This window comes from Rickettsia endosymbiont of Oedothorax gibbosus (assembly GCF_936269705.1).
GTDB lineage: Bacteria > Pseudomonadota > Alphaproteobacteria > Rickettsiales > Rickettsiaceae > Tisiphia.
The window spans coordinates 832,997-849,603 of the sequence record NZ_OW370493.1; the positions used below are offsets into that span (position 1 = coordinate 832,997).

Below are 16,607 nucleotides of genomic sequence, written 5' to 3' on the forward strand. Positions count from 1 at the left end.
CAACTTTACTTACAGTGAACACTGAATTATAAAAGATAATGCACAGAGTGTATAAAAAGATGATACTACCCAAAATTCACTAGTTTAATAACCACTCATAAATTTTGAGTAGTTGCTTGTAGTTTTAAATAAATATTATTTTATTTGCAGATTAACAGCAGAAATTTTTCCCTTATTGTCTTCTAGATCAAAGCCTACACTTTGACCTCCATTAAGATTACGGATCCCGGCACGCTCTACAGCCGAGATGTGAACAAAAACGTCACTCCCACCATCGTCTGGTTGAATAAAACCAAAGCCTTTGGTTGTATTAAACCATTTGACCTTACCTACTTTAGTAATCATAAAAACCTTTTAGTATAGAGTTACTTATCTGAACTTAATTCGAACTCTTCCGTAGAAATTAAACCCAATAACTGACAGGCAGAAATAAGGTTTTCATGCTATTAAAGAGTTAATTATTAAACTCAAAAAGTATGGTACTCCTTTTTTTGATAATTGTCAACAAAGGATAAGAAAATATCCATAGATTTTATATTTATCTTTGAAATATAGACATTTTAGCACGTTTCTTAATTATATATATAGTCAATTCAGAAGAATTTGGGGCTAGGAGCGATGGAGCGACGACGTCACCAACTTCTCATCACTTGACTATAGCCAATCTATCCTAAATTGACTATATATTACCAACACTAATTGATAGGCTAGCTGAAACAAATTTTTCTAAATCTCCGTCAAGTACACCTTTAGTATCAGAAGTCTCATGATTGGTACGTAAATCCTTAACCATTTGATAAGGTTGCAATACATAAGATCTTATTTGATGTCCCCAGCCATTTTCAGTTTTTGATGCATTCTGTTCTTGAATATCCTCAGTACGTTTTTTTAACTCTAGTTCATAAAGCCTTGCTTTAAGCATTTTCATAGCCTGTGCTTTGTTCTTATGCTGTGATCTATCATTTTGGCACTGTGTTACGATATTAGTAGGTAAGTGGGTAATCCTTACGGCAGAATCAGTAGTGTTTACGTGTTGCCCCCCAGCTCCGGAAGAACGATAAGTATCAATTCTAAGGTCTTTTTCATCTATTACAATGGCAATACTATCATCAATTTCTGGATATACCCAACTACTAGCAAAGCTAGTCATCCTTTTGCCCGCTGCATTAAAAGGCGATATCCGTACTAAACGGTGCACTCCTGATTCCGTTCGAAACCAACCATATGCTTGGTAGCCATTAATTTTAATAGTACATGATTTTATTCCTGCTTCTTCACCGTTAATAAGATGAATAACCTCGCTTTTAAAACCCTGCCTTTCCGCGAAACGCAAATACATACGCATCATAATTGACGCCCAGTCATGACTCTCTGTGCCTCCAGCTCCAGCATTGATTTCAAGAAAACAATTATTACTGTCAAATTCCCCAGAAAATAAGCATTCAGTCTCAAATTTGCCGGCAATAATAGATAGTTTTCTTAAATCTTCTTGAACTTGTTCTAGAACTTGTTGGTCATTTTCGACAAACGCCAATTCTTCAAGTTCTAAACATTCCGTAAGATTAGATTGAAGTTGTTTAAACGAATTAAGCTTAGTCTCTAGAAGTCTTTTTTCTTTCATAATACTTTGAGCCTTCTCCTGATTATTCCACAGAGTTGGATCTTCTGAAATATTTTCCAGCTCTACAAGCCTTTTGGTTGCGTTATCAAAATCAAAGTGACCTCCTGAGCAGCTCTAAAGACTGTTCGATTTTTTTTACATAATGTTCAATTTCAGCACGCACTATTATTTCCTACTATAAAATGGAATTTTACTATATAAAGATAAGATAAACCGACGTCATTGTGAGACCACGCAAGTAGGTCGTGGCAATCCACTATTCATTAGATTGGATCGTTTCGTTCGAGCTTCGCTACTTTTTGCAATGACCAGTCGGGTTAGCATTTTTCTAATTTTAACATTATATCGCATATACAATGAATAATCAAAAGTTTATCAGAAATTTTTCAATCATCGCTCATATTGATCATGGTAAGTCTACTTTAGCAGACAGGTTAATTGAATATTGTGGAGGATTGATAGCTCGAGAAATGAGTCAGCAGGTACTTGACTCAATGGACATAGAAAAAGAACGGGGAATCACTATCAAAGCACAGACTGTTAGATTAGTTTATAAAGCCAAAGATGGTAATACCTATTATCTAAACCTAATGGATACTCCTGGTCATGTGGATTTTTCTTATGAGGTTAGTAGGTCACTCGCTGCTTGTGAAAGCTCGTTATTAGTGGTAGATAGTAGCCAGGGTGTTGAGGCACAAACTCTCGCAAATGTTTATCAAGCGATTGATAATAAGCATGAAATTGTTCCAGTACTCAATAAGATTGATCTACCGGCTGCTGATCCTGATAAGGTTAAACAACAAATAGAGGACGTAATTGGTATAGATGCAAGCGATGCATTATTGATTTCGGCAAAGAGTGGTATAGGAATAGAAGAAGTACTTGAAGCAATTGTTAATAGACTACCCTGTCCTGCAACTAATCAAACAGATATTTTGAAGGCATTATTGGTTGATAGTTGGTACGATTCTTACCTAGGAGTAGTAATTTTGGTTAGAGTTATCGATGGAACTTTACGCAAAAATATGCGTATCAGGATGATGGCTAGCAATTCTAGTTATAATATTGAGAATGTTGGGTATTTTACTCCTAAGAAACATATATCAGATATTTTATATTCAGGAGAAATAGGGTTTTTCACTGCTTCAATCAAGCAAGTTGTGGATTGTAAAGTTGGTGACACAATAACTGATGAAAAAAGACCTTGCAAGGAGCCTTTGCCTGGTTTCAAGCCACATTTACCGGTAGTATTTTGTGGATTATATCCTTCAGATGCTTCACAATTTGAGCATTTAAAAGATTCTTTAGCTAAATTAAGGCTTAACGATTCTAGCTTTGAATTTGAAGCAGAAAGTTCAACTGCCTTAGGATTAGGATTTCGCTGCGGTTTCTTAGGGTTACTACATCTTGAAATAGTGCAAGAAAGACTGGAGCGTGAATTTGATCTTGATATGATAACTACTGCTCCTAGTGTGGTTTATAAGATTAATATGCGTGATGGACATCAATTAGAAATACATAATCCGGCTGACTTACCTGTTACTCAAAATATAGAATCAATGTTAGAGCCTTGGGTTAAGGCAACAATATTAGTGCCAGATGAGTTTTTAGGTAATGTTTTATCTTTGTGTACTGATAAAAGAGGAGTACAAATTGAATTAACTTATGTAGGTGGTAGGGCTATGGTAATTTACCGATTACCGTTAAATGAGATAGTATTTGATTTTTACGATAAGTTAAAAAGTTACACAAAAGGCTATGCTAGCTTTGATTGGGAAATGGATGGTTATGAGGAAAGTGATTTGGTAAAATTATCTATTTTGGTTAATAGCGAGCCAGTTGATGCTCTATCTACTATAGTGCATCGGTCACGATCAGAATATCGTGGTCGAGAATTGTGTAAACGCCTTAGCGATTTAATCCCAAGGCAATTATTTCAGATTGCTATTCAAGCTGCTATTGGTAGCAGAATAATCGCTAGAGAAACCGTTAAAGCAATGCGTAAAGATGTTTTATCTAAATGCTATGGTGGGGATATAACTCGTAAACGTAAATTATTGGAAAAGCAAAAAGCTGGGAAAAAACGTATGCGTAATATTGGTAACGTCGAAATTCCGCAATCAGCTTTTATAGCTGCTCTTAGAATAGGAGATGAGTGATATAGTGAATTAACTTGAATTGGCAACGTTATAAAGCCGATTAGTATTTAGCCTCAGCGTCATTGCGAGGAACCACTTTAGTGGCGACGAAGCAATCTAAAAAAACTATTAAAATGGATTGCTTCGGAGGCTTATGCCTCCTCGCAATGACAGCACGATGGGTGCTTATTCGGCACTAATTCAGGTTAATTGACTATATAGCTGCCCTGTCGGGTGGCTATAAAAAGATTGACTCACCGACCAGTTAATATAATATAAATTAAAATTTACAAGGTATTATTATGCTAAAAAACTATTCATGTGTAAAAGGTATTGTGTTAGAGGATTTAGAAGATCGTACAAAACACACAATGACTCACCATAATTTTATAGTGCAAGCCAACAAACTAGACTATCAAGTAAATATAGATATTCAGTCTGATTCTAGAGCTAATGTTAAGCTATACTATGTCGATCAGTTGAATAATAATGAGTTGTTAACTAATTTAGCTAAACTAGGAGATGAAGGATTATTTAGCTTGGATCAGTTAACTCATGTCTCTAGGCTTGATTATCTCCGTAGTGGAATTTTTCAAATAGATTATTTAAAGAATACTTTAGCACAATCATGGCAAGAAATTTCATCTTTGCTAGACATGCATATTGTCCGTGGTACAAAGATATGTATTTTAGGGGAGTCTTATGATGATACTGAAACAAGGGCGGTAGTACCTTATGGACTACAGTTAAAACAACAACATTCTCAACTTCCTCCTAGAGGTATACATGATATACATCTGAATCAGGGGAACTACAACCCACACAGTAAAGATAATGGCATTTATCAAGATGGGGCTATATTCATAGAAACCCCTAATAATAGTATTAAAGCCTTTTTCTTCATGTTTGATGAACAATCTTTGAATACTGATGATTCAGGCGATCCTGTTGATGATGAGTGAATTGACTAACCCGACTTGTCATTGCGAGAAGACCTTACGTCCTCAAGCCGTCATTGCGAGGAGCCGCTAAAAGCGGCGACGCGGCAATCCAAGAAAAAGTGAGTAGAAAGGATTGCTTCGTCGGTCTGGCGACCTCTTCGCAATGACGGTCGGATTAATGTCGGATTAGTTATAAATACAATAAAAGCGAAAAAGAAAAATTTATATGAAAAATTATAGGATTGAAACCGATTCATTTGGAGAAATCAAAGTAGACGATCAGTTTTACTGGGGGGCAGGAACTCAAAGGTCTCTTGAGAATTTTAAGATAGGCGATCAAAAAATGCCTATTCAGTTGATTAAGGCACTAGCAATTTTAAAAAAATGTGCAGCAAAGGTCAATAAAGAATTAGGCGATCTTAAGCCTGAAATATCAGAAGCAATAGATCAAGCTACCTCTAGAATATTAAAAGGGGAATTTGATGATCAATTTCCCTTAGTAGTATGGCAGACTGGCTCTGGTACTCAGACTAATATGAATATCAATGAGGTAATAGCCTCTATTGGTAATGAACAATTAGTAGGCAAGAAGGGTGGTAAGTCGCCAATTCATCCAAATGACCATGTAAATATGGCACAATCATCCAACGATTCGTTTCCAACTGCTATGCATATCGCAACCATACTCGCTAGTAAACAACAATTAATTCCAGCATTAACCAGCCTACATTCGGCGTTAAATACCAAAGCTACAGCTTGGAATAATATAGTTAAGATAGGACGCACTCATTTGCAGGACGCTACGCCAATAACGCTTGGGCAAGAATTTTCTGGTTATGTAACGCAAATAGCCTATGCTATAGAACGAGTTGAGGAATCACTAAAAAGAGTATATTTTTTAGCACAAGGTGGAACTGCAGTAGGGACTGGTATTAATTGCCGTAAAGAATTTGCTGTAAAATTCTCTGATCAAGTTGCTGCATATACCAATTATCCTTTCAAAAGTGCTGCTAATAAATTTGAGGCATTAGCTACTCATGATGCATTAGTAGAATTTTCTGGTACTCTAAATACCATAGCAGGAAGTTTAATGAAAATTGCTAATGACATTAGGTTGTTAGGATCGGGACCAAGATGTGGTTTTGGTGAATTACATTTACCGGAAAATGAGCCTGGTTCTTCAATTATGCCAGGTAAGGTTAATCCAACACAAATTGAAGCATTGACTATGGTTTGTGTGCAGGTTATGGGCAATAATCTTGCAGTAGCTATAGCCGGATCAAACGGTCATCTTGAGCTAAATACCTTTAAGCCGGTTATAATATATAATATTTTGCAGTCAATAGAGTTGATTTCTGCTAGCATCAATAGTTTTGTTACGCATTGTATTGAAGGTCTAGAGCCGAATATAGAACGTATTAATAAGCTGAGAGAGCAATCGCTGATGTTAGTGACAGCCTTAAATCCGCATATAGGTTATGATAATGCGGCAAAAGTTGCAAAAAAAGCCTATCAAGAAGGTATAACTTTAAGAGAAGCTGCTATAAAATTAAATTTTTTATCAGGTGAGGAGTTTGATCGCTTAGTGGTAGCAAAAAATATGGTATAACGTCAATTCGGGATAAGGATATTGTGAACATGTAGATTAAAATCAAATTTTGTTGAAGGTTTATTTTTCTTTAATGAGTAAGCAACAAGAGTAGATAATATATGGACAAAGGCATTTATTGGTGATCTATGTCTAGTATGTTCAAGGTTCATTTTATTTTTTAGATAATCAAAAACTGTTTCAATTAAGTTACGCTTTCGAAGTAAGATTTTTTCTTTCAAATCCATTAATTTATTTTCCATATTCTTCTTAATTCCATGAATCATTTTTAAGCCTCTTTCATATAAATTTAAGAACAAATTTTGCTTAATATAACCTTTATCAGCTGCTATAATTCCAGTTAATCTTTTTGTTAACTCCGGTACTGGAACCCTATCATCTACATTGCCTTTGGTCACTTTTAATGCCATAAACTCCCCTTTATTATTGATTATTACATGTAATTTAAAACCATAAAAATACCCCATAGAGGATTTACTATGTTTGGCTAATCCTTTAAAAACTTTATTGCTATAACGCCTTTTATTGTGACAAGCTTTAATCGTTGTAGAGTCAATAAAATAAATACCTGTTTCCTCACCAAACAACAAATGAATCAACATATTTAGCGGTATGAATAATCGTGCCATTAATTCAACAAATCTATTATAACTCAAGGCTTTGGGAAAATCATCCTTATGCATGCACTCTATATAACTTTTATAGAAAAATTTAAAATTCTTAGCATAGGATGTATGAAACATAATTATTATTGTTAACATTTCACTTAGACTCATGCTACAACAGCGATTTCTTTGCTTATTTGATGGTAATAACTTTCTCTGTTCATACTCCAAATAAATTTTACAAAAATCATCTATAAAACTATATAATTCTGTGATATCTTTTTTCATGCCTGTAGTTTGTTTTTTTGTTTAAAAATATAAATACTGCAGGCACTCCTTTTTGACAATCCTTTTATCTATTACTATTTCATCTATATCTTATCCCGAACTGACGTGTATAGTTAATTAACCTGAATTAGTGCCGAATAAGCACCCTTCGTGCTGTCATTGCGAGGAGGCGTAAGCCTCCGAAGCAATCCATTTTAATCGTTTTTTTGGATTGCTTTGTCGCCACTAAAGTGGCTCCTCGCAATCTGATGTATCCCCACGAAATTGTTGCAAAATAGCAAGAATTGATAGAATATCTTCATTATTTAATGATGATGGAGATAGTAGGTTATGGATGTAAAAACAGTATTAAATGAAGTAATAAAAGAACATTGTCCTTTTATACATAATAATCGTTTAAATGCGTTACTTGATGTTGCAGAAGGCTTGCGATATAGTCAGAATTTGTCTTTGAGTGCAATTGGCAGGAACTTGAGTGGTGATAGTAAAGTAAAACATAAAATAAAAAAAGTTGATAGATGTATAGGTAACAAACATTTATATAACGAGGTTGATAATCTCTATAGTGCTTTATCATATTTCATATTTGAGTTTATCAAGCATTCTAATGATGACAGTGTTGTGATTGATTTATGTTATCTTAAAGATGATCGCATGGTACAAATGCTAAGTGCTCAATTTTGTACAAGAGGGATGAGTTTACCTTTGTATCAAGATGTGTTTGAAGAAGGTGAATTAAAGGGCAGAACGGTAGAATTTTTAAATAAATTAAAGAGTATAATACCTGATGGAAAAAGGGTTATTGTGATTATGGACGCTGGCTTTCATATTGAATGGTTTAAGGAAATAGAAAAACAAGGGTGGAGTTGGGTGTGTCGGGTACGACAAGGAAAAGATTTAAAATTAGCTAAGAATGAGGATTGGATATCAGTTGAAAATTTCATGCCATCAATTGGTTCAAAAACGATGGAATGTGGTACGATTCTGCTAACCAAAGCTCATAAATATTCCTGCAGAATGGTTACAACTTGCTAGCCTGAATATTGCATGAAAGAATAGAGACAAAACCCTTGTAATACTATATAATATCAGTGTTAAAAGAAGATTACATAGAGGGTTTTGCCATGACAAATTGTACAGGATTAATTTACCAATCGAAAGTAAAAAATCGTCAAATAGAAATAAATTTCACAGGAGGTAATATTAGTAGCGATGGAGGTGTATTATTGCTAAGAGAAGCAGATAAAAGACTTGGTCTAACTAATGAACTGGCTAAGATTTTTCCTGATAAGCGAGATTCTGATAAAATTACTCATACTATTTTAACAATGCTCAAACAGCGTATTTATGGTATTGCTCTTGGTTATGAAGATTTAAATGATCACGATAATTTAAGAAAATGTCCAGCTTTGCAAACAAGTATAGACACACTGGACGATATGGCTAGTAGCTCTACTTTATGCCGTTTAGAAAATAAAGCAGATCGTGGATTTGCTCTTAAAGCTCATAAGGTGATGATTGACAAGTTTGTCGAATCTCATAAAACCGTGCCGAAACAATTAATACTTGATTTTGATGCCACTGATGATGAAATTTATGGCAATCAAGAGGGGAAGTTTTATCATGGATATTATCGTCATAATTGCTTTCTACCTTTATATGTTTTTTGTGGAAAAAAGCTGTTAGTAAGCAATCTTCGCAGCTCAAAGCTAGAACAAGCAAAGCATAGCTGGGCAATATTATCTCTATTAGTCAAGCGTTTTCGTCAATCGTGGCCTGAAGTAGAGATTATTTTTCGTGGTGATGGTGGATTTTGTCGTCATCAGATGCTGGATTGGTGTGATGAAAATAATGTAAAATATATAGTCGGAATAGCCCAAAATACTAGACTCAACAAGCTGCTTGAGCCATTGATGCAACAATCTAACGAAGCCTTCACAATTAGCAAAGAGAAGCAACGCTTTTTTAGTGAATTTAAATATAAAGCTGATAGCTGGAGTCGTCATCGTAAGATAGTTGGTAAATCAGAAGTAACTAGCCTTGGTGAGAATCCAAGATATATAGTAACTAATTTAGCAGGTAAGCCAGAAGATTTATATGATAAAAATTACTGTGCACGTGGAGATATGGAAAATCGTATAAAAGAGCAACAGTTAGAGCTATTTGCCGATCGCACTTCATGCCATAAATGGTGGGATAATCAACTCAGACTAATTTTGTCAAGCCTTGCCTATACATTAGTAGAATATATACGTGATAAGTTTTTACAAGGTACTGAATTAGCTAAAGCCTTGGTAGGAACGGTGCGTTTAAAATTGTTCAAAATTGGAGCAGTAATTATTAGAAATACTAGGAGCATTAAATTCTTGTTGTCTTCATCTTATCCTTACCAACATATATGGGATAGTGTTATGAAAAAATTAGCTATAGAATAAGCTAATATGGTACTGTCCCCGGTACAATAAAAAATGGGGGTAAGGGGGGATTCTATCTTAAATCAGGAAGAATTGCATATCTAGACATAATTTAAGTGAAAATTAACATATCCATGACCACTTATAAGCGATATTGCCATTTTATTTTTATAAATACCACCTTCATGCAATATCCAGGCTAAGGGTCGAGTGCAGAAGGTTAGCAGGAATCGTACTAGCAGTAAAACAGCAAATGGTTCATATAACAAAGCTGCAAAAGAACCTTGGATATTGGTAACTAACTCAATGATAGGTAAGCCACTAGTTTGACTAGTGAGACCATCAAGGCTTGGCCTTTAGATTTAGTATAAAATAAAAAGTTATCATATATAACTTCTTTGGCTTGACGGTCAAAGGAGAAAATATATGACAACATACGAAAGTTTAAATCATTCTAAATGGGATTGCAAATATCATATTGTGTTTATTCCAAAGTGTCGTAAAAAAGAATTGTACGGGAAGGTTAGAAAATATCTTGGGAACGTATTCCATGAGTTAGCTTTTCAACGTGGGAGCAAGATCATAGAGGGGCATATGGTACAAGATCATGTGCATATGCTCATCAAGATTCCTCCTAAATATTCTGTAGCTGAAGTAATAGGCTATATCAAGGGGAAAAGTGCTATAGCCGTTGCTAGGCAGTTTGGTGGACGAAAACGTAATTTTAATGGAGAAAAGTTGTGGGCTAGAGGTTATGCGGTCTCAACTGTAGGATTTGAAGAGAATCAGATCAAACACTACATTAAGAATCAAGAGCAACTTGATAGTTTAGGCTCTGACGAATCAGGAGAATTTTAATTAACAATGGCAGCCCTTTGGGCTGCTCATAACCGTCAAGCCCCTCGCTTTGCGAGGGCGTTCTGACTTAAGTTCTGATGAATATAAGGGAGCGGAAATAGTGAGGTTATATAGCAAACGTATGCAAATAGAGGAGACGTTTCGAGTGATAAAAAGTCATCAATTTGGTCTTGCTGGAAGATATATTCGAACTTTAGATGTGAATAGATGGGGAGTTTTAATGTTACTATCTGCCATTGTTATTATAACATATTGGGTTATAGGTGTGGTAGGCTATAGCCAAGGTATGCAAAGAATTTTCCAACCTAACACAGTAAAAGATAAAAAGATTTATTCGTATTTTACCCTTGGGAAATTTATTATTGAATTTAATTATTTGCATGCCATAAAACCATTGGTAGAACCCCTGGCATCTATTATAAAGACGGAACTTTGTCGTGCTTAATTTCGTGGGGATACATCAGCTCGCAATGACGCTGAGGCTAAATACTAATCGGATTTATAACGTTAGCAATTCAAGTTAATTCACTATAATTAGACTGATGCTCTTTATGAAATCTATTTTATAGTAGAAATTTTTAGATTCTTTATTATACTAAAAGCAATTTATATTTAACAGGTAAAATATTATTATGGCTTTACATCTCAAAGCACCAGAAAATGTAATTCTTAAACCAATTATCACAGTATTTGGTGTTGGAGGAGCTGGTGGTAATGCAATAAATAATATGCTACTTGCCAAATTGCAAGGAGCAAACTTTGTCGTTGCCAATACTGATGCACAATCACTCGAACATTCCTTATGCGACAACAAAATACAGTTAGGTGTTACGATTACTAAAGGTCTTGGAGCTGGTGCGTCTCCAGAAATCGGGGCTTTAGCAGCTGAAGAATCAGCTGACGAGATTAAGGGGCATTTAGAAGGTAGCAATATGGTGTTTATCACTGCCGGTATGGGTGGAGGTACTGGTACAGGGGCTTCTCCGGTTGTGGCAAAGATCGCTAAGGAGCTAGGAATTCTTACTGTGGGGGTAGTCACTAAACCTTTTCATTTTGAAGGAAAACATAGAATTAAAACTGCTGAACAAGGTTTACTAGAACTACAAAGATTTGTTGATACTTTGATAGTAATACCGAATCAAAATTTATTTCGTATAGCAAATGAAAATACTACCTTTGCCGATGCCTTTAAAATGGCAGATGATGTATTACATGCCGGAGTCAGAGGGGTTACTGATTTGATGATTATGCCAGGTCTGATTAACCTAGACTTTGCTGACATTAGAACAGTGATGAGCGAAATGGGTAAAGCTATGATGGGTACGGGAGAAGCATCTGGTGAGGATAGAGCGGTTAAGGCAGCTGAAGCGGCTATCTCTAATCCACTACTAGATCATAACTCAATGCGTGGTGCTAGAGGGGTGTTAATTAACATTACTGGTGGTGCAGATATGACCTTATTTGAGGTTGATAGTGCGGCTAATAGAATTAGAGAAGAAGTAGGGGATAGCGATGCTAATATTATTTTTGGTTCAACGTTTAATCAAGAATTAAATGGTGTTATTCGGGTATCGGTAGTTGCTACTGGTATTGATGCTGATCAAGTCATAAGCAACAAATCCCAACCTATTGAATCAGTAACTAGTAGTCCTGCAAGTTGTGAACAAGTAGCTAGTGCCCATGATTTAATAGAGACAACAGTTTTAGAAGAAATTCCAGATTTCACCCAATATACCGGTGAAAAAGCTAGTTTAGTAGATTCTGGAGTACAGCCTTTAAACTTAAAAGTTCAGGCGACATCAATTAATATACCAAATCATCCAACTATAAGTAGCAATGATGCCAAAGCATCTTTACTCATTAGAATGTGGAATTCACTAAAATCCAATAATAATCAAAATCAAGAGCAAATCAAAAACCATATTCCTCCAATTTCTCAAAAGAGCGATGTAGACGTTGATATCCATGATATTCCAGCTTTTTTAAGGAAACCAAAATAATAGAATACATTAGTTATCTTGAAATATATCAAGTAGCGTGCTATAATTCCCACTTATTGTTCTTAGGCTATGTAACAAAATTTAAATTATTCATATAGCTTAGCGATCGATATAAATTAATATATGATAGTGTATAATTATGGCTGAAGTTTTTTTTAATGGTCCTGCTGGTCGGATTGAAGGGCTGTATACTAAATCTAGCGATTCTAAGGCTCCACTTGCTTTGGTATTACATCCACATCCACTTCACGGTGGCACTATGAATAACAAAGTGGTTTATAATGTATATAGAACACTAGTATCGAATGGATTCACAGTACTCAGAATTAATTTCCGAGGAGTTGGACGCTCTCAAGGAGAGTTTGATAATGGTATTGGGGAAATGACTGATGCTGCAACAGCACTTGATTGGTTACAGCTTAACAATCCTACAGGTAGTATAAATTTAATAGCAGGCTTTTCTTTTGGAGCCTGGATAGCCATGCAACTTATCATGAGAAGACCAGAGATTAATAATTTTATTATGGTATCCCCACCAGTAAATAAATATGATTTTTCCTTCTTGTCTCAATGCCCTATTTCCGGTTTTGTAATACAAGGGGACAATGATAGTATTGTGTCAGAAGAATCAGTACTTGAACTGGTAGGAAAATTGTCTAAGCAGAAACATATAACTGTCGACTATAAGCTCATCCATGGAGCCGATCATTTCTTTCGGAACAAAATTGGTGAATTTACTCAGGCAATTAGTGATTATTTACAATTAAGGTTATTAAATAATAAAGTTACTCATTTAAATAAGGACTTTCTTACTGAAGGAAAATTAGCAAAAAAATCTCTTCAAAAGGTTTTCTTAGATTAGCTGCAATTAGCCACTGGTTATAAGTTATAGTCCAGCGATTCCAAATATGTCATAGAAGGAAGGTAAGTAAAAGGATATGGAATAAGTTTTTCGTAGAGGAATAGTTAAAAAAGTAGTCAAAGTTGGATAAATTATCTAAGATAATATCAATATTATATGGAAGTGTAATATAGTGAGTTGACATTGTTATAAAAAGGCGATACAATAATGTCATTATTAGCAACTATGAGTAATAGGATGACAACAAGAAGATATAGAATAATATATGAATCGTATGATCATAAGCAACCCACTACAACAATTTCAAGAGTAGAAGTACTTAATGGCGAGCTTAACGAACCAAGTAATTGTCTAGATTTTTCCATAGGTTTGGATAATCAAATTGCTTTAATTCAAGGAGTACAGGATATAGTTTTGCAGGAAAAGATTCAATTAATCCATAAACTAACAAAAGTTACTTGCCCTAAGTGTAAAATTAAAATGCATAAGACTGGTGTAAATAAATCTACTTTTCACGATGTTTTCACTGATCATAACATTGTAATACAGAGATTTAAATGCCATAATTGCGGATATGAAACGCACTCTACCGTCCGCACGTTATTGCAGGGAGTAATTTCTGGTGATTTAAAAAAAATACAAGCTACACTAGGTGCTACACATAGTTTTAGAGAAGGAGAGAAATTATTTGAATTATTTTCTGGTAAAGATCGGCAAATTAATAATCATAATCGTATTAAACAAGTTACAGAATCAGTTGGCAATGCTATTGAAGATATCAATGCTGATGAGAAGGAAATGCTCATTACTGAAGATGCTGTTGAACTAATATTAAATGTAGATGGAGGACATATAAAGACAACAGAGGATCAACGTAGTATGGAGGCTATGGTGGCTGTAGTTTACAAACCAGAATCTATAAAATCAAATAGTCAAGATACCAGGAATTATATTATAAGTAAGAATTGTGCAGCGTCAATTAAGGATGATGGAAGTGTAATATAGTGAATTATTAAGCAGCATTTAGTACCGCAGTTTTCCATTTGCTAGACCAATCATTACTATGGATTATAGATCTTAATTGCAAAATAGGATTTAACCCCTCTCTAGACCATCTCATGTGTTGCTGCCCTTTACATCTTTGATTGATTAAACTCTCAACAGTTGATTCAGCAAGATTACTAGTAAAGATCAGCCCTTGATCCTTCCTTGTTGAGTAATCCACAATTTTATCTTTATTATTATCAACATATTGGGATAATTTTTTAATCCTATCATGATGCTGTTCTTCTTTTGTCAGTGCTAATATTTCTTTAAATCTTATCATCGCCTTCTCCACATCTCCTCTCCATAAATGCCACTTGATATGTATAATGGTTCCAATATTTTGGACAGAAAAATAAGAAAAATGAGATAGAATTCTTTAGCAAACAAGGAGAGCTAGAGATGAAAAAACAAGGTCTTGAGTTGTTAGTACAAGGTTTTAAGAATAAAACACAGAGTGCTGATCCAAATCAGCAGGGGTTAATCAAGAATCTATATGAGCAAATTGGTCAGTTAAGCGTTGAGTGTGACTGGCTCAAAAAAAAATCTGCATTGTTTGGAATTAAAGGTTAGGTGTAATATGATAGAGCCTAATCATAATAAGTTAACAATTGTACAACAGTGTAAGTTATTGGATATTAGCAGGTCAACCTATTACTATCAACCTACTGGTATTAGTGAACAAGATATCAAGATTATGGCAATAATTGATGAGACCTATACTATGCATCCATATTATGGTATGCGGCGGATGGCTAAATATTTACAAGCCCAAGGTTTTTCGGTAGGTCGTAAAGCTGTTAGACGTTACTACAAGATAATGGGTCTTGAAGCTGTTTATCCTAAAATAAATTTAAGCAAGAGGAATCAAGCGCATAAAATATATCCTTATTTACTAAAAGGATTAGAAATAGTATTGCCAAACCAGGTTTGGAGGCTCTGTACAAATAAGTGTGTAAATTTTTCAAAGGTTATATAAAAATATAATATAACAAAAGGAGAAATTATAATGCGTCACAAACAAAATGAAGCAATGAATCAAGCAATAGATTTATTAATAAATAATGATACAGATATATCAACTTTATTTAAAGAGGATGGTTTATTAAAACAATTAACCAAAAGGCTTGTAGAGAAGGCATTGCAGTCAGAGATGAATAATCACTTAGGATATGATAAATATTGTCATACTGATAGCAATAATGTTCGTAATGGTAGTAAAGTAAAGAATCTAGTAACAAATAATGGAGTTGTAGAGATTGAGGTTCCAAGGGATAGAAGTAGTACATTTGAACCTGCATTAATTCCGAAGCGTCAAAGACGTATTGAAGGATTTGATGATAAAATAATATCGTTATACGCTAAAGGAATGAGCTTATCTGATATTAAGATTCAAATGCAAGAATTGTATGGAGCTGACGTTAGCGAAAGTTTGATAAGTCAAATTACTGATGATGTAATTGAGGATGTCAAGATATGGCAAAGCCGACCATTGGATCGAGTATATGCTATAGTATTTTTTGACTGTTTAGTAGTAAAAGTACGTCAAGATAAACGAATTATCAATAAGTCTGTATATGTAGCATTAGGTATTGATTTATCTGGAAGGAAGGATATTTTAGGATTGTGGAACAGTGAAAATGAAGGAGCTAAATTTTGGCTTGGTAATTTTACTGAGATGAAGAACAGAGGTATGCAAGACATGCTTATTGCTTGCAGTGATAATTTAACCGGTATGTCTGAGGCAATAGAAGCAGTTTTTCCGAAAACCGAACATCAATTATGTATTGTACATCAGATTAGAAATAGTTTAAAATATGTATCATATAAAGACCGAAAAGAATTAGCGGCTGATTTAAAGCCTATATATACTGCTAGCACAGAGGAAGAAGCACATCTTGCTTTAGAATCTTTTGAAGCTAAATGGAGTAAACAGTATCCACAAATTGCTAAATCTTGGTATGTTCATTGGGAAAATTTAATGGTTTTTCTAGAATACCCTGAGGCGATAAGGAAAGTAATATACACAACTAATAGTATAGAATCTGTCAATAGCCAATTACGTAAGGTTACTAAGAATAAAAGGGTTTTTCCAAATGATAATGCCGTTTTTAAGACCTTATATTTGGCAATTGATTATATGACCAAGAAATGGGTTATGCCGATTCCGAACTGGAACGCAGCTATGGCTCACTTTTTGATAAAATTTGAAGGTAGAATTTAAGCC

Annotated in this window: 16 protein-coding genes and 1 pseudogene; 13 read left to right on the forward strand and 4 right to left on the reverse strand. The window is 34.6% G+C overall.

Going from position 1 to position 16,607, the window contains the following annotated elements; genetic code table 11:
• Nucleotides 1–135: 135 nt before the first annotated feature.
• The gene (locus NBW66_RS04600) at nt 136–345 is read right to left on the reverse strand and encodes a cold-shock protein (RefSeq protein ID WP_250311867.1); all 210 of its coding nucleotides are present in this window, start codon (nt 343–345) and stop codon (nt 136–138) included.
• Between the two features lie 334 nt (nt 346–679).
• Nucleotides 680–1,784 (reverse strand): peptide chain release factor 2 gene (prfB, locus tag NBW66_RS04605; RefSeq protein ID WP_250311868.1). Its coding sequence is split into 2 segments (ribosomal slippage): nt 680–1,714 and nt 1,716–1,784, totalling 1,104 coding nucleotides; the frame shifts between segments, so codons are not numbered across the junction.
• A gap of 193 nt (nt 1,785–1,977) precedes the next feature.
• Between prfB and lepA the strand changes: the two genes are divergently transcribed.
• The 3 genes from lepA to fumC all read left to right on the forward strand — a co-directional run bounded on the left by lepA (nt 1,978) and on the right by fumC (nt 6,309).
• The gene (gene lepA, locus NBW66_RS04610; RefSeq protein WP_250311869.1) at nt 1,978–3,780 is read left to right on the forward strand and encodes a translation elongation factor 4; all 1,803 of its coding nucleotides are present in this window, start codon (nt 1,978–1,980) and stop codon (nt 3,778–3,780) included.
• A 281-nt stretch (nt 3,781–4,061) separates the two neighbouring features.
• Nucleotides 4,062–4,721, forward strand: a complete 660-nt coding sequence (locus NBW66_RS04615) for a DUF2278 family protein (RefSeq protein ID WP_284346724.1) — start codon at nt 4,062–4,064, stop codon at nt 4,719–4,721.
• A gap of 205 nt (nt 4,722–4,926) precedes the next feature.
• On the forward strand, nt 4,927–6,309 hold the full coding sequence (fumC, locus tag NBW66_RS04620; protein ID WP_250311871.1) for a class II fumarate hydratase: 1,383 nt from the start codon (nt 4,927–4,929) through the stop codon (nt 6,307–6,309).
• A gap of 2 nt (nt 6,310–6,311) precedes the next feature.
• Here the strand turns inward: fumC and NBW66_RS04625 are convergent, their stop codons facing one another.
• A complete protein-coding gene (locus tag NBW66_RS04625) occupies nt 6,312–7,202 on the reverse strand; it encodes an IS982 family transposase (RefSeq protein ID WP_250310582.1) in 891 nt (296 codons plus the stop codon).
• 330 nt (nt 7,203–7,532) lie between these two features.
• On the opposite strand from NBW66_RS04625, the gene NBW66_RS04630 reads away from it, so the two are divergent.
• From NBW66_RS04630 to NBW66_RS04660, 7 genes and pseudogenes are all read left to right on the forward strand, one after another.
• Nucleotides 7,533–8,237, forward strand: coding sequence for a transposase (locus tag NBW66_RS04630; RefSeq protein ID WP_250311433.1), 705 nt, complete (start codon nt 7,533–7,535; stop codon nt 8,235–8,237).
• A gap of 89 nt (nt 8,238–8,326) precedes the next feature.
• Entirely contained in the window at nt 8,327–9,637 is a 1,311-nt protein-coding gene (locus tag NBW66_RS04635; RefSeq protein ID WP_250312263.1) for an IS1380 family transposase, read from the forward strand.
• 405 nt (nt 9,638–10,042) lie between these two features.
• Nucleotides 10,043–10,474 carry an IS200/IS605 family transposase gene (gene tnpA, locus NBW66_RS04640; RefSeq protein WP_250310729.1) on the forward strand — a complete coding sequence of 144 codons (432 nt, stop codon included), beginning with the start codon at nt 10,043–10,045 and terminating at the stop codon, nt 10,472–10,474.
• 49 nt (nt 10,475–10,523) lie between these two features.
• On the forward strand, nt 10,524–10,919 hold the full coding sequence (locus tag NBW66_RS04645) for a transposase (protein ID WP_284346725.1): 396 nt from the start codon (nt 10,524–10,526) through the stop codon (nt 10,917–10,919).
• A 187-nt stretch (nt 10,920–11,106) separates the two neighbouring features.
• A pseudogene (ftsZ, locus tag NBW66_RS04650) lies at nt 11,107–12,085 on the forward strand (cell division protein FtsZ); the annotation flags it as partial.
• 528 nt (nt 12,086–12,613) lie between these two features.
• Nucleotides 12,614–13,336, forward strand: a complete 723-nt coding sequence (locus tag NBW66_RS04655; protein ID WP_094648623.1) for an alpha/beta hydrolase — start codon at nt 12,614–12,616, stop codon at nt 13,334–13,336.
• A gap of 207 nt (nt 13,337–13,543) precedes the next feature.
• Nucleotides 13,544–14,341 carry a hypothetical protein gene (locus NBW66_RS04660; protein ID WP_250311873.1) on the forward strand — a complete coding sequence of 266 codons (798 nt, stop codon included), beginning with the start codon at nt 13,544–13,546 and terminating at the stop codon, nt 14,339–14,341.
• A gap of 7 nt (nt 14,342–14,348) precedes the next feature.
• Here the strand turns inward: NBW66_RS04660 and NBW66_RS04665 are convergent, their stop codons facing one another.
• Nucleotides 14,349–14,756 (reverse strand): UPF0236 family transposase-like protein, encoded by a 408-nt coding sequence (locus NBW66_RS04665; protein ID WP_348539312.1) that lies wholly within the window; start codon nt 14,754–14,756, stop codon nt 14,349–14,351.
• Nucleotides 14,757–14,782: 26 nt separating this feature from the next.
• On the opposite strand from NBW66_RS04665, the gene NBW66_RS04670 reads away from it, so the two are divergent.
• The 3 genes from NBW66_RS04670 to NBW66_RS04680 are packed head-to-tail and all read left to right on the forward strand — an operon-like array spanning nt 14,783 to nt 16,604.
• Nucleotides 14,783–14,953, forward strand: a complete 171-nt coding sequence (locus NBW66_RS04670) for a hypothetical protein (RefSeq protein WP_250311875.1) — start codon at nt 14,783–14,785, stop codon at nt 14,951–14,953.
• A 7-nt stretch (nt 14,954–14,960) separates the two neighbouring features.
• Entirely contained in the window at nt 14,961–15,359 is a 399-nt protein-coding gene (locus NBW66_RS04675; RefSeq protein ID WP_250311876.1) for an IS3 family transposase, read from the forward strand.
• Between the two features lie 30 nt (nt 15,360–15,389).
• Nucleotides 15,390–16,604, forward strand: coding sequence for an IS256 family transposase (locus NBW66_RS04680; RefSeq protein WP_250310568.1), 1,215 nt, complete (start codon nt 15,390–15,392; stop codon nt 16,602–16,604).
• The last annotated feature ends 3 nt before the right edge of the window (nt 16,605–16,607 follow it).

Excerpts from the sequence above, each read along its gene's own strand:
- NBW66_RS04600 (WP_250311867.1), bottom strand. The coding sequence starts at position 345 with ATGATTACTAAAGTAGGTAAGGTCAAATGGTTTAATACAACCAAAGGC.
- lepA (WP_250311869.1), top strand. The coding sequence starts at position 1,978 with ATGAATAATCAAAAGTTTATCAGAAATTTTTCAATCATCGCTCATATT.
- NBW66_RS04615 (WP_284346724.1), top strand. The coding sequence starts at position 4,062 with ATGCTAAAAAACTATTCATGTGTAAAAGGTATTGTGTTAGAGGATTTA.
- fumC (WP_250311871.1), top strand. The coding sequence starts at position 4,927 with ATGAAAAATTATAGGATTGAAACCGATTCATTTGGAGAAATCAAAGTA.
- NBW66_RS04625 (WP_250310582.1), bottom strand. The coding sequence starts at position 7,202 with ATGAAAAAAGATATCACAGAATTATATAGTTTTATAGATGATTTTTGT.
- NBW66_RS04630 (WP_250311433.1), top strand. The coding sequence starts at position 7,533 with ATGGATGTAAAAACAGTATTAAATGAAGTAATAAAAGAACATTGTCCT.
- NBW66_RS04635 (WP_250312263.1), top strand. The coding sequence starts at position 8,327 with ATGACAAATTGTACAGGATTAATTTACCAATCGAAAGTAAAAAATCGT.
- tnpA (WP_250310729.1), top strand. The coding sequence starts at position 10,043 with ATGACAACATACGAAAGTTTAAATCATTCTAAATGGGATTGCAAATAT.
- NBW66_RS04655 (WP_094648623.1), top strand. The coding sequence starts at position 12,614 with ATGGCTGAAGTTTTTTTTAATGGTCCTGCTGGTCGGATTGAAGGGCTG.
- NBW66_RS04660 (WP_250311873.1), top strand. The coding sequence starts at position 13,544 with ATGTCATTATTAGCAACTATGAGTAATAGGATGACAACAAGAAGATAT.
- NBW66_RS04670 (WP_250311875.1), top strand. The coding sequence starts at position 14,783 with ATGAAAAAACAAGGTCTTGAGTTGTTAGTACAAGGTTTTAAGAATAAA.
- NBW66_RS04675 (WP_250311876.1), top strand. The coding sequence starts at position 14,961 with ATGATAGAGCCTAATCATAATAAGTTAACAATTGTACAACAGTGTAAG.
- NBW66_RS04680 (WP_250310568.1), top strand. The coding sequence starts at position 15,390 with ATGCGTCACAAACAAAATGAAGCAATGAATCAAGCAATAGATTTATTA.